The sequence below is a fragment of the Falsiroseomonas stagni DSM 19981 genome, from assembly GCF_900114315.1.
In the GTDB taxonomy this organism is placed as follows: domain Bacteria; phylum Pseudomonadota; class Alphaproteobacteria; order Acetobacterales; family Acetobacteraceae; genus Falsiroseomonas; species Falsiroseomonas stagni.
On sequence record NZ_FOSQ01000008.1, the window covers coordinates 45,643 to 58,398 of the forward strand.

11 protein-coding genes are annotated in these 12,756 nt (G+C 70.9%); 2 read left to right on the forward strand and 9 right to left on the reverse strand.

The features are described from left to right. Nucleotides 1-16 precede the first annotated feature (16 nt). From BM041_RS19150 to BM041_RS19160, 3 genes are read right to left on the reverse strand one after another with little or no spacing between them, the layout of a single operon-like run. Nucleotides 17-790: a class I SAM-dependent methyltransferase gene (locus BM041_RS19150; RefSeq protein ID WP_092961507.1), complete on the reverse strand. Its 774-nt coding sequence runs from the start codon at nucleotides 788-790 to the stop codon at nucleotides 17-19. Next, nucleotides 787-1,365, reverse strand: a complete 579-nt coding sequence (locus tag BM041_RS19155; RefSeq protein ID WP_092961508.1) for a TIGR04282 family arsenosugar biosynthesis glycosyltransferase — start codon at nucleotides 1,363-1,365, stop codon at nucleotides 787-789. Before BM041_RS19155 ends, BM041_RS19150 begins: the two co-directional genes overlap by 4 nt. Beyond that, entirely contained in the window at nucleotides 1,362-2,033 is a 672-nt protein-coding gene (locus tag BM041_RS19160; protein WP_092961509.1) for a TIGR04283 family arsenosugar biosynthesis glycosyltransferase, read from the reverse strand. Before BM041_RS19160 ends, BM041_RS19155 begins: the two co-directional genes overlap by 4 nt. 97 nt (nucleotides 2,034-2,130) lie before the next feature. Here BM041_RS19160 and BM041_RS19165 point away from each other — a divergent pair, with 97 nt between their 5' ends. Then, a complete protein-coding gene (locus BM041_RS19165) occupies nucleotides 2,131-3,243 on the forward strand; it encodes a PA0069 family radical SAM protein (RefSeq protein ID WP_245762161.1) in 1,113 nt (370 codons plus the stop codon). A gap of 3 nt (nucleotides 3,244-3,246) precedes the next feature. Here the strand turns inward: BM041_RS19165 and BM041_RS19170 are convergent, their stop codons facing one another. The 5 genes from BM041_RS19170 to BM041_RS19190 are packed head-to-tail and all read right to left on the reverse strand — an operon-like array spanning nucleotide 3,247 to nucleotide 10,550. Continuing rightward, complete coding sequence (locus tag BM041_RS19170; RefSeq protein ID WP_092961511.1) at nucleotides 3,247-4,908, reverse strand: thiamine pyrophosphate-dependent enzyme; 1,662 nt, start codon at nucleotides 4,906-4,908, stop codon at nucleotides 3,247-3,249. Beyond that, entirely contained in the window at nucleotides 4,908-5,864 is a 957-nt protein-coding gene (locus BM041_RS19175; protein WP_092961512.1) for a branched-chain amino acid transaminase, read from the reverse strand. Before BM041_RS19175 ends, BM041_RS19170 begins: the two co-directional genes overlap by 1 nt. Beyond that, the gene (locus BM041_RS19180) at nucleotides 5,861-7,936 is read right to left on the reverse strand and encodes a hydantoinase/oxoprolinase family protein (protein WP_092961513.1); all 2,076 of its coding nucleotides are present in this window, start codon (nucleotides 7,934-7,936) and stop codon (nucleotides 5,861-5,863) included. Before BM041_RS19180 ends, BM041_RS19175 begins: the two co-directional genes overlap by 4 nt. Then, entirely contained in the window at nucleotides 7,933-8,901 is a 969-nt protein-coding gene (locus tag BM041_RS19185) for a Bug family tripartite tricarboxylate transporter substrate binding protein (RefSeq protein ID WP_092961514.1), read from the reverse strand. Before BM041_RS19185 ends, BM041_RS19180 begins: the two co-directional genes overlap by 4 nt. After that, nucleotides 8,898-10,550, reverse strand: coding sequence for a hydantoinase B/oxoprolinase family protein (locus BM041_RS19190; RefSeq protein WP_092961515.1), 1,653 nt, complete (start codon nucleotides 10,548-10,550; stop codon nucleotides 8,898-8,900). Before BM041_RS19190 ends, BM041_RS19185 begins: the two co-directional genes overlap by 4 nt. A 77-nt stretch (nucleotides 10,551-10,627) precedes the next feature. Here BM041_RS19190 and BM041_RS19195 point away from each other — a divergent pair, with 77 nt between their 5' ends. Beyond that, the gene (locus BM041_RS19195; protein WP_092961516.1) at nucleotides 10,628-11,524 is read left to right on the forward strand and encodes a LysR substrate-binding domain-containing protein; all 897 of its coding nucleotides are present in this window, start codon (nucleotides 10,628-10,630) and stop codon (nucleotides 11,522-11,524) included. Here the strand turns inward: BM041_RS19195 and BM041_RS19200 are convergent. Continuing rightward, nucleotides 11,521-12,756 (reverse strand): MFS transporter, encoded by a 1,236-nt coding sequence (locus tag BM041_RS19200; protein ID WP_092961517.1) that lies wholly within the window; start codon nucleotides 12,754-12,756, stop codon nucleotides 11,521-11,523. The genes BM041_RS19195 and BM041_RS19200 overlap by 4 nt on opposite strands.

The window sequence follows — 12,756 nt, forward strand, 5'->3', positions numbered from 1 at the left end:
GGATCGTGCCCTGGGGCTACCGCCGGTAGCCCCAGATCGCGAAGATGCGGTGCGGCACCACCAGCGGGTCGGGCCCGAAGCGCTGGTCGAGCAGCGTGGCGAGTTCGGCATCGAAGCGCGCCACCGCATCGCCCCCCAGCGCACCACCCACCCCGGCGGAGGCGCGGACCCGACCGCGCCAATCCTCCCGGCTGTACAGCGCTTCATGGTCGAAGCCGGCAAAGCCGATGTCGCGGAACCCAGCGAGCGACAGGTCGCCCGCCCAGGCGGGGTAGAAGCCCGTGCCGTTTCCCATCCGCCAGCGCGGGTTGTGGGCCTCGATCAGCCATTCGGTCGCATGCGCGACGCTGCCGGGCAGCGGCAGCCAGTCATAGTGGCAGATCACCACCGCGCCGCCGGGCTTCAGCACACGGCCCGCTTCCGCCGCCGCCAGGCCGCGGTCGAACCAGTGCCAGCACTGGCCGGCGATCACGAGGTCGAAGCCCTCGCCGGGCTGGCCCGTGCGTTCCGCCAGGCCTTCCACGAAGCGGGCGCGATCGGCCAGGCCCTCCTCCGCCGCCAGGCGCCGCGCGGCGGCGATCTGGCCGGGGGCGGGATCGAGACCCAGCACCGCCGCGCCCCGCGCCGCCAGGCCGCGCGCCAGCGTGCCGGTGCCGGTGCCGAGGTCCAGCACCGTCGCCCCATCGCGGAGCAGCCCCTCGCGCGCCAGCAGGTCGAAGAAGCGCGGCGGGAAGCCCTGGCGGTGGCGGGCGTAATCGGCGCTGGTCAGGCTCCAATCGGGATTCGTCATCGGCGGGCTTTCGTCAGGGCGGCCAGGTCGGCGGCGGTATCGACATCCCGCAGGGTGCGGAGCGTCGCAACCCGGCGGCCTTTGCAATTGGCGATGGTGTCGGCCAGCGCGTGGCGGGTGGACCAGCGCACGGCGACGAAGGGGGTGGCGGGACGGCGGGGGCCGAGGCCGACCAGCCAGTAGCCGCCATCCCGCGCCGGGCCGAAGACGGCATCCGCCCGGCCGAGCGCCCGGAACCCCGCCGCGATGTCGCTGGCCGCGATGCCCGGGATGTCGCTGCCCACCAGCACGCAGCGGCGATACGGGCGCATGGCGCGCGCCATCCGCTGGCCGAGGTCGCCCCGCCCCTGCCTCACGCGGGGCACCGGCACCGGCCAGCGGGCGGGCGCATGGTCCGGCGTGGCGGCGATCACCGTCCGCCAGCGCCGGTCCCGCGCCGTGGCGCGCAGCACGGCGGTGAGCTGGCCGACATAGAAGCGCAGCGCCGCCCGGTCGCCGATGCCGCGCGCCAGGCGCCGCTTCACCGCACCGAGTCGCGGCGCGCGCGCGAAGATCACCAGCGTGTCGCCCCTCATCCCCGTCCCCGATAGATGCGCTGGATGGTGGCGGGGCTGACGCCGACGAACCAGAGGGCGAGGCAGGTCAGGTTGCGGGCGGAGCGGCGCAGATAGCCATCCCGGCGGAATCGCGCGGCACTCGTCATCGCCGCCACGTCCATCGCGCCGATCCGCGCGCGGCCGAGGCGGCGCACCAGGTCCACATCCTCCATCAGCGGCAGCGGGCGCATGCCGCCGGCGGCGCGCAGCAGGTCCCGGTGGATCAGCAGCCCCTGGTCGCCATAGGGCAGGCCGAGCACCCGGCAGCGCCAGGCAACGGCGCGTTCCAGGCGGCGGGCGGCGGGCGACTCGTCATCGAGGGCAAAGCGGAAGTGCCAGGCGCGAACGGGGTCGCGCATTGCGATCCGGACAGCGTCCTGCCAGCCGGGCGCGAGCCGCGTATCGGCATGCAGCAGCAGCAGCCAGGGGCCCGTCGCGGCCTCGATTCCCGCGGCAATCTGGCTGCCGCGGCCGCGCGGCGCCTGGACCACGCGGGCGCCGGCGGCTGCCGCCACCGCCGCCGTCCCGTCGGTGCTGCCGGCATCGGCGACGGTGATGTCCTGCCCGGCCAGCACCGCCAGCGTGCCGGGCAGCGTGGCGGCGGCATGCAGCGCGGGGATGACAATGGACAGCCCCTCAATTCGCATTTTGTTCTTGACGCACTGCCCGGGGATACCCCACCTTCCGCGAGAACAAACCAGGAAATCGAAGGATCCGACGATGCCTGATGGGGGAGCCTCCGCAATGCCCTCCCTGGCCCGCAAGGGCCGGGGCGCCGTCACCAATCCCGGCGTGCGCTATGAAAGCACGCGGACGGAGGCCTGGGATGATGGCTGGGGCACGCTGGCCGCGGAATTCGCGGACATGCCGCCGTTGCCGACCACGCTGACGAAGGACCACGCGAAATCCGCGCTGTCCTGGAACGACAGCCCGGATATCGGCTTCGACCGCTCGCTGAACCCCTATCGCGGCTGCGAGCATGGCTGCGTCTACTGCTATGCGCGCCCCGCCCATGCCTATGTCGGCATGTCCCCCGGCCTCGATTTCGAGACCCGGCTGATGTTCAAGCCGGAGTTGCCGGCGCTGCTGGAGAAGGAGCTTTCCAAGCCGGGCTACGAGGCAAAGCCGGTGGCGCTGGGGGCGAACACCGACCCCTACCAGCCCGTTGAGCGGACATTGGGGATCACGCGCCGCACGCTGGAGATCCTGGAAAAATTCGGCCACCCCGTGACCATCGTGACCAAGGGCGCGGGGGTTGTGCGGGACATCGACATCCTCCAGCGGCTCGCGGCGCGGAACCTGGTGCATGTCTGCCTCTCCGTCACCACGCTGGACATGAAGCTGGCGCGGGTGATGGAGCCGCGGGCGGCATCGCCGCTGAAGCGCCTTGGCGCCATCACCGAACTGGCCAAGGCCGGCATCCCCGTGGGCGTGCTGGCGGCGCCGATGATCCCGGGGCTGAACGACGCGGAGATGGAGCGCATCCTGGAAGCCAGCGCGCGCGCCGGCGCAACCCGGGCCGGCTATGTGCTGCTGCGCCTGCCGCTCGAGATCAAGGCGATGTTCGAGGCTTGGCTGGCCGAGCACCACCCCGAACGCGCCGCCCGCGTGCTGGCTTTGGTGCGGGAGACGCGGGGCGGGCGGCTCTATGATGCCCGCTTCGGCGCGCGGCAGACCGGCACCGGCCCCTATGCCGATCTGCTGGCGCAGCGCTTCAAGCTGGCGTTGCGCCGCTTCGGCCTGGATGGCCGCGGCTATACCGGCCGGGCCGTCCAGAACAGCTTCAGCGCGTCGCTGGACTGCACGCAGTTCAAGGTGCCGGGCGCCATGGCGGCGAGGCAGCTGGAGCTGCTGTAGCGTCTACCCCTTCCGGCGCCGGAAGGCCGTGACCTGTAGGGCGGAGGCATGGACATGCACCACCGCCGGCACGGTCCGCGGCGCCAGCGCGGCGTCGAGAACCGGGCCGATATCGTCTTCGGTGCGGATGGTGAACCCCTCCGCCCCGAAGGCGCGGCCCCAGGCGGCGAAATCGGGATTCACGAGGTCCGCGGCATTGGCGAAGGGCCGGCCAGGGTAGCGGTTCTCGTGATGCATGCCGATGGAGCCATAGGTCCGGTTGTCCGGGATCAGCAGCACCGGCGAGGCGCCGTGGCGCATGGCGGTGGCGATCTCATTCCCCGTCATCAGCGCGCCGCCATCGCCCGCCACGGCGATCACCTGGCGGCCGGGGTGGCGGATGCTGGCGGCGACGGCCATCGGCATCCCCGCCCCCATGCCGCCGACGGCGGAACCGAGGAAGATCTGCCCCGGCCGGAAGGGGATGTGCCGGTGGACGAAGCTCGTGAAATTGCCGGCATCCGTGGTCAGCACGGCATCGGCCGCCATGCGTTCGGCGACGCCGACGCAGACGGCGGCAAAGTTCACCCCATCCGGCGCGGCTTCCCAGCTCGGCACCGTCAGCTCCCGGTGGATGGCGTGCAGCCGGGCGATCCAGGCGCAGCGGCCCGAGGGATACGCCGGCTTGCGTTCCAGCAGCGCCGCCACCACCGCGGCCGGATCGGCGCAGATGGCGAGGTCCGCGCGCCAGACGCGGTTCAGCTCTGAGGGGTCCGGCCAGACATGCACGAAGGGCATCTGCGGGTCGGGCGCCGTCGGCCAGGTCCAGGACTGGCTGACCACATCGGTCATGCGTTCGCCGAGTGCGACCAGCAGATCGGCCTCCCGCATCTCCGCCATCAGCCGCGGCTGCACGCGGTTGCCGACATAGCCGGCGTAGTTCGCGTGGTGGCTGTCGAACAGATGCGGCCGGCGATGGGTCGGGGAGACGGGGAGGCTCCAGGCCTCCGCGAAGCGCCGGAGCGAATCCAGCGTCTCCGGCGGCCCATCCATCGCGCCGCCCACCAGCACCAGCGGGCGCTGCGCCGCGGCCAGGCGCTGCGCCAGATCGTCCATCTGCGCGGGTGAAGGCCCGGGCGTGGCGCGGGGGCGCGGCCTGGCCAGGGGCAGGTCGTCCGCGGCCTCGTCCAGCACATCCTCGGGGAAGACCACGGCGACGGGGCCAGGGGTGCCGGATTCGGCCAAATGGAAGGCGCGGGCCATCGCCTCGCTGGCCTGGCTCGGCAGATCGACGTTGATCACCGCCTTGGTGATGTCGGCCAGCAGCTTGCCGTAGTCATGTTCCTGGAGCGCGTTGCGCCCGCGTTCACGGCGCTCCACCTGGCCGATCAGCAGCACCATAGGCACCGCATCGTGATGCGCCGTGTGCAGCCCGATCATGGCGTTGGAGACGCCGGGCCCGCGGGAGACGAGGCAGACCCCCGCCTTGCCCGCGCGCATCCGCCCATCCGCCACCGCCATATAGGCGGCGCCACCCTCATGCCGGCAGACCACCAGCTTCAGCTGCGGCACATCGACCAGCGCATCCGTCAGGCCGAGGAAACTCTCCCCCGGAACGCAATACATCAGGTCCACGCCCTGTGCGGCGAGGCTTTCCGCGACCAGGCGACCGACGCTGCGCCCCATCACTCCGCCGCCTGCCGCGCGGTTTCGGCGCCATAAATCGGCGTGAGCCAATGCCGGTACTTCTCGACCTTGCCGCGCACCACGTCGAAGTAGATCTGCTGAAGCTGCCGCGTGATGGCGCCGGGCTTGCCGCCACCGATGTCGTAATGGTCGATGGAGGCGATGGGCAGGACCTCCGCCCCGCTGCCGCAGAAGAAGGCTTCCTCGCAGACGTACAATTCCGACCGATCGATGTCGCGCTCCACCACCGTCAGGCCGAGTTCGCGCTCCGCCAGTTCCATCACCGTCTCCCGCGTGATGCTCTCCAGGATGTCGGCGGTGACGGGCGGCGTGATGAGCTTGCCGCGGCGGACGATCATGATGCAGGCGCCAGGGCCTTCCGCGACCTTGCCGGCGGCGTTGAGCATGACCGGCGGGCCGAAGCCGTTCAGCCGTGCCTCGACATAGGCGAGCCGCGAATTGTGGTAGTTGCTGCCGGCCTTGATGCGGGAAGGCGAGGCCATGTCGCTGTTGCGCCGCCAGGTGCTGACGCAGGATTTCACGCCGGTCTCGATGGTGGGCTTGGAGGGCATCGGGAAGGCGAGGATGAAGAAGCCCGTGCGGATCTCGCTCGGCAGGTAATGCGTGAGTTCGCCCTCGGCGAAGTAGACGACGGGGCGGTAGTGGATGTTCTCCCGGTAGCCGCAGGCGCGGATGAGGTCGAGGGACGCGGCCTCAATCTGCTCATCGCTGTAGGGCACGGCCATCCGCATGATGTGTGCGCCCTGGCGGAGCCGCGCGATGTGGTCGGCGTGGCGGAAGGCGTAGAGCTGGCCTTCATCGGGGTTCCAATAGGCGCGGATGCCCTCGAACACATTCTCACCGCGCAGTACGGCTTCGGTGGAGATGTGGATCGTCGCGTCGCTCCACGGCACCAGCTTGCCATCGAGCCATGCATGGCTGGCGGATTTGGTCATGGGGCGTTTCCCTGGATGTCGATGAGGATGTTGCCGTGGCTGTCGGCCATGAAGGTCGCGTCGGGGCCGATGACGATGGTGGATTCGCGTTCCTCCACCACCGCGGGGCCCGCATGGCGTTCGCCGGGGCGCAGGCGGTAGCGGTCATGCACCCGGCAGGGCGCCATGCCGGTCTCGGGAAACCAGACCGGGCGCTCGCCCTTCAGCGAAGCGCCGTCACCGCTGGCGCTGGCCTCCGGCACGGAGGGGCGGGAGGCGGTGGCGTTGAGGCGCCAGGACAGCACCTCCATCGGCACCCCCGTGATGCGCCGGTCGAAGAGGCGCTGGTAGGTGTCGAGGAAGGCGGCCTCGACGCTGGCGGCATCGATGGCATCGGGCAGCGGCACGGCGATGTCGAAGCCCTGGCCGGCGTAGCGCATGTCCACGCTGCGGCGGAAGGTGACGTCACCGGGCGCGGCGCCCGCATCCTCCAGCATGGCGCGGGCCTCGGCCTCCATCGCCGCGAAGCGCTCCGCGATGGCGGTCCAGTCCACGGCGTTGAGGCGCTGCACGCCGGATCGCACGAGATCGATGGCCGGCGCGGCGACGAGGAAGCCGAGCGCGGAGGCGACGCCAGCGCCCTGCGGCACGATCACCCGTGACAGCTTCAGCAGTTTTGCCAATCCATAGGCGTGCACCGGGCCCGCACCGCCGAAGGCGAGCATGGCGTAGCGGCGGGGGTCCCTGCCCTTCTCCGCCACATACATGCGCGTCGCCGCCGCCATGTTCTCGTTCACGATGGCATGGATGCCGGCCGCGGCTTCGAGCACGGAGATGCCGAGCGGGCGCGCCAGGTGCTCCTCCATCGCGCGTTCCACCGCGCCGCGATCCAGCGCCATCTCCCCGCCGAGGAAGTATTCGGGGGAGAGGTAGCCCAGCAGCAGGTCGGCATCCGTGACCGTGGGATGCGTGCCGCCGCGGGCGTAGCAGACGGGGCCGGGGACAGAGCCCGCGCTTTCAGGACCGACCGTCAGCAGCCCCATGGCGCTGACCTGCGCGATGGAGCCGCCGCCGGCGCCGATCTCGATCAGGTCGATCACCGGCACCTTCAGCGGCAGGCCCGATCCCTTGCGGAAGCGGCGGACGCGCGCGGCCTCGAAGGTCGAGGAATGCTCGGCCTCCCCCTTCTCCACCAGGCACATCTTGGCCGTGGTGCCGCCCATGTCGAAGGAGATCATGTCGGCGACGCCGGCGATGCGACCGTGATGCATCGCCGCCGTGGCACCGGCCGCGGGGCCGCTTTCGATCAGCTGCACCGGGTTGGCGCGGGCATAGCCGACGGTCGCGATCCCGCCGGCCGACAGCATGAGATGCAGCGGCCCGCCGAGGCCCTTCGCCTTCAGCGCGGCTTCCAGCACCGCGAGGTAGCGGTCCATCAGCGGCGTGACATAGGCGTTCACGCAGGCGGTGTTCGCCCGCTCATATTCGCGGATCTCCGGCGCCACGTCGGAGGAGAGCGTGACGGGCACGCCGTGCAGTTCTTCCGCCAGGATCGCGCCGGCGCGGCGTTCATGGCTGGCATCAAGGTAGCTGTGCAGGAAGCAGACCGCGACGGCCTCCACGCCCTGCGCCTTCAGCGCGCGGGCGGCATCGCGCACCTCATCCTCCGCCAGCGCCAGGCGTTCGGTGCCATGCGCGTCATGGCGCTGCGTCACCGCGATCCGGCGCGGGCGCGGGACCAAGGGCTCCGGCTTGTCGAGGAAGAGGTCGTAGAGGTCGTAGCGCATCTCCCGCCCCATCTCGAGGCTGTCGCGGAAGCCGCGCGTGGTGACCAGGCCGATGCGCGCGCCCTTGCGCTCGATCACGATGTTGGTGACCAGCGTGGTGCCGTGGACGATCTGGCGCACATCGCCGAAGCCGACGCCCGCTTCCGCCAGCAGCCGGTCCAGCCCTTCCAGAATGGCGCGGCCGGGATCGTCCGGGGTGGTCAGGCGCTTGCCGGTCAGGACGCGTGCACGCGCCTCATCGACCAGCACGAAATCGGTGAAGGTGCCGCCGACATCGACACCGACGCGGATAGGAGGAACGGTCATTCAGGCTTGATCCCCGCAGCCTGCACGACTTCGCCCCAGCGGCGCGTCTCCGAAGCCAGCAGCGCGCGGAACTCGGCGGGGCCGAGCGCCAGGCGATTGAGGCCGAGCGCGGGCAGGCGCGCTGTCATGGCCTCGCTGGCCATGGAGGCCTCGATGGCCGTGACCAGCTGCGCCAGCACGGGATCGGGGATGCCGAGCGGGCCGAGCACGCCCCACCAGAAGCCGGAGACGAGATCGACGCCCTGCTCCTTCAGCGTCGGCACGTCGGGCATGGCGGCGATGCGCTGTTCGGACGCCACCCCGATGACACGGATCTGGCCGGACTGGACGAGGGGCGCGGCCGTGGCGAGCGCCATGATCGTCGCCTGCACCGTCCCCGCCAGCACGTCCTGCACCGCCGGCGCCGCGCCGCGATAGGGCACATGCGTGACGCGCACGCCGGCCCTCATCTGCAGCAGTTCCAGGATCAGGTGCGTGGAGCTGGCGACGCCCGCGGAGGCGAAGTCGATCGCCGCCGGATTGGCGCGCGCGGCGGCGAGCAATTCGCCCAAGGTTCTGAAACGCGACTGCCCGCCAACCACCACCAGGGCGGGCGCAATGGCGAGGGCCGCGACTGGGGAAAAATCCCGCGCGGCATCGAAGGGCGCGGGGCGGCCACCGGCGACCTGCACGGCGGGGATGGTCGCCAAGGGTGTGTCGCCCAGCAGCAGCGTCGTGCCGTCCGGCGCGCTGCGCATCACCGCCTCCGCCCCGATCTGGCTGCCGGCGCCGGCGCGGTTCTCCACCACCACGGGCTGGCCGAGCCGTTCCGTTAGTGGCACGGAGAGCAGCCGCGCCAGCGTGTCGGAGCCCCCGCCAGCGGCGAAGGGCACGATCAACCGCACGGGCCGCGTGATCTGCGCCCGCGCCACGGCAGGCGCGAACAGCGCGCTGGCCACCAAGGCACGGCGCGTGATGGTCATCATGGCGTCACCCCGTAATCCCGTTGCGCCCCTTCGGGCGAGACATAGCCATCCGCCAGGTCGCGCTTCACCGCCGCCGGATCGCGCGCGCGCGGGTCGCCATAGCCGCCGCCACCGCCGAGATGCATCAGCAGCCGGTCGCCCGGTTGCAGCGTGCTGCGGGACTTCGGATGCGGCTTGCGGCCATCCTGCAATTGCACCAGCGCCGGCGCGCCGGCCTCCCCACCATCCAGCCCGCCCGCGGGGTGCTTCATGCGGTCGGCGATGAGGGAGAGGCGCACGCTCTCCTGCGTCATCACCTCCAGCTCGATCTCCTGGCCGAGGCCGCCGCGGAACTGGCCGGGGCCGCCGCTGTCGGGCATCAGATCCTTCTTCCACACCAGGATCGGCGCCGATGCCTCGAAGGCCTCGATGGAGCCGGAGCCGGAATTGGTGGGGAAGGCGGTGGTGTTGAGGCCATCGCGATGCGCCGCAGCCCCCATGCCGCCGCTGCCGAACAGCACCTGGCTGAAGCGGTCGCCGTTGTTGTCCCGCCCCGTATAGACCGGGCGCGGCGCGGGGCTGGCGCTGTCCGCCACCACCATCCCCGGCACGATCTGCGCCAGGCACTGATACAGCGCGCCGGACAGGAACAGCCCCGTCAGGTGCCGCGCATTCACCGCCGCGGGCCAGCGCGGGTTGAGGATGCTGCCCTCCGGCGCTGCCACGCTGACGGCGCGGTAGCTGCCCTCGTTCCGCGGCGTCAGCGGGTCCAGCGCGCATTTCAGCGGATAGACGGTGTAGGCGTAGGTGTAGTTCATCACGCTGTTGAGGCCGCGCGCGATCTGGGGCGAGGTGCCAGCGTAGTCGACGGAAAGCTGGTCGCCCGCGATGGTCAGCGCGCATTGGATGCGCGTCTCCTGGTCTTCGTACCCGTCGGCGTAGACGGTGCCGTGCCAGGTGCCGTCCGGCAGCGCGGCGATCGCCTTGCGCATGGCCGCATCCGCGCGGGCTTGCAGCGTGGCGGAGAGCGCGACCAGATCCTCCAGCCCCGTATCGTCCAGGAATTCCAGCACGCGCCGCGCGCAGACGCTGGTGGCCGTCACCTGCGCCTGGATGTCGCCCATCACCTGGTCCGGCACGCGGACATTGCCGCGGATGATGCGGGCGAGTTCGCGATTCTCCTTGCCCTCGATCAGGAATTTGGAGGGCGGGATGCGCAGCCCTTCCTCGAACACCTCCGTGCAATCCGCCGACCACAAGGTGCCACCGATATCGGGCATGTGGGACGTGGCACCGGCAAACCCCACCAGCTTGTCCCCGCGAAAGATCGGCTGGGCCATGGTGATGTCGAGGAGATGGCCCGTGCCCATCCAGGGGTCGTTGGTGATCAGGCAGTCGCCCGGCCGCAACTCCGCCAGCGGGATTTCCGCCAGCATGTGGCGCAGCGTCTTCGGCAGTAGGCCGACGAAGCTCGGGATGCCGATGCTGTTCTCCGCCAGGCTGTTGCCCTCCGCGTCCATGAGCACCGTCGCGAAATCATTGGATTCGCGGACGATGGTGGAGAAGGAGGTGCGGAGCAGCGCGGCCGCGGCCTCATCCGCCATGGAGATCAGCCGGCTCCAGAGGATCTGGAGCGTGACAGGATCGAAGGCGGGGCCTTGGGCGGTCATGCGGCGTCCTTGGTGGTTGGCGCGCAGTCTGGGGCGGGGCTGGCGGGGGGGAAAGGCGCGGGATAGGCTCGTCAGCCATGAGTTCAGCTCAAGGCATGGCCGGGTTGCCGTTGCAGGCACTCAGGGCCTTCGATGCGGCGGCGCGGCACCTCAACATGGCCCGCGCGGCGGCGGAGCTTGGCGTGACGCAGGGCGCCATCAGCCGGCAGGTCAAGGCGCTGGAGGAAAGGCTGGCGGAGCCACTCTTCACCCGGGGCCCGCGCGGGTTGCGGCTGACCGAGGCAGGCGACGTCCTGGCGGATTACGCCAGGCGGGGGCTGGAGACGCTGGAGAGCGGGCTGTTCCGCATCGGCCAGCCGCGCAGCCGCACGACGCTGGTCGTCAACGCCGCGCGCAGCTTCGCCATGCGGGTGCTGGCGCCGCGCATCGGCGATTTCGCCCGCGCCCATCCCTGGATCGACCTGCGGCTGGAAACGCATCGCTACTTCGCGCAGCTGCACGGCGCGGATGTCGATGTCGCGATCCGCACGGGGAACGGGGACTGGCCGGACTACGTCGTGCGGCGCCTGACGCGGGAGCAGATGCTGCCGGTCTGCACGCCGGCGCTGCGTACCACCCTGCCGGATGACGCCACCGCCGCCCTGCCGCGCGCGACGCTGCTGCATTACGCGGAACGCCCGTATTGGCGAAGCTGGGCGGAAGCCGCGGGGATCGACGCTGGCCTCGTCGCCGCCGGCCCGCGCTTCGATGAGACGGCGATGGCGCTGGCCGCCGCCGAGGCCGGCCAGGGAATCGGCATCGGCTGGGGCGTGCTGGTGCGGGACGCCATCGCGGAGGGCCGCCTGGTGCGGGCCTTCGACGGCGTGATGGAGGATGGCACGGGCTACCATTTGGTGATGACGGAAATGGCGGCGCGACGATCCACCGTGCAGGCGTTTTCGGAATGGCTGGCGCGGAGCCTGGGCACGGATTAGCGCAGCGCGGTATTGGCCGGCGCGTCGGAGGGCCAGAGATGCCGGCGCCAATGCAGCGCGATCGCCCCCGTGCAGATCAGCCCGAGCCCGGCATACATCGTGATGGTGCGCGTGAAGCCCATCCATTCGATAAGCGGCCCCGCCACCACCAGCCCGAGCGGCAGCCCATAGACCGCCAGGATCCGCAGCCCCATCACGCGGCCCCGGAAGCGTTCCTCCGCGCAGCGCAGCAGGATCACGGACATGGGCACGAGAGCAAAACTCTGCACGAAGCCGGCCAGGCCCATCAGCACCAGGCCCGTGCGGGGATCGGTGACGGTGGCGAAGGCGATCAGCAGGGGGAACCAGATGGCGCAGGCCACCAGCATCACGCGTCCCGGATAGGCCACGCCGCCGCGCCCGATCATCACGATCGACCCCAGCAACCCGCCGCCCGCGAAGCAGGCGATGAGGTAGCCGAGCACGGTGCGGTCCACGCCATAGACCTCCCGCGCCACATAGGGCAGCAGCCCGCCAGAGACGGGATAGGCGAGCAGATTCACCAGGAAGGCCAGCAGGATCGCCGCCATCAGCGGCGGGGTTTCCCGCAGATGGCCGAAGCCGTCGCGCAATTCCCGCAAGGGGGAGGCCGGTGCCGACGTGATGCGCCGTGGCGCCGGCACCGCCAGCGTCAGGCCAAGGCTCGTCAGGTACAGCCCCACGACGACGCAATAGGTCGCACCGATGCCGAGCATCGCCACAAGCCCCGCCCCCGCCAGCGCGCCCATCACGCGCGCCGTGTCCGCGGTGGTGCGGGAAATGCCCATCGCGGCCGGCATCTGCACCGCGGGCACGCTGGCCGCGATCAGCGCGTTGCGCATGCCCATGTCGGAAGGCCGCACCAGCCCCGCCACCGCGGCCACCGCCATCACCGCCACCGGCGTCATCGCCCCCGTCAGTGCCATCACGCCGATGACGGAAGCCAGCACCGCATAGAGCCCGCGCATGACGCACAGCACGCCGCGATGGCCCAGCCGGTCGCCCATCACGCCGAACATGGGCGACACCAGCGTGCCGAGATACTGCACGGAGGCGAAGGCGGTCAGCCACACGACCGATCCCGTGCTGACCAGGATGTACCAGCCCAGCACCAGGGTCTCGATCTCGAAGCCCCAGGATGTGGCGATATCGGCGGGGAATTGCCGCCGGAATCCCTTCTGGCGGAAGGGCGCCAGGCCGGGCAGGCGCATCAT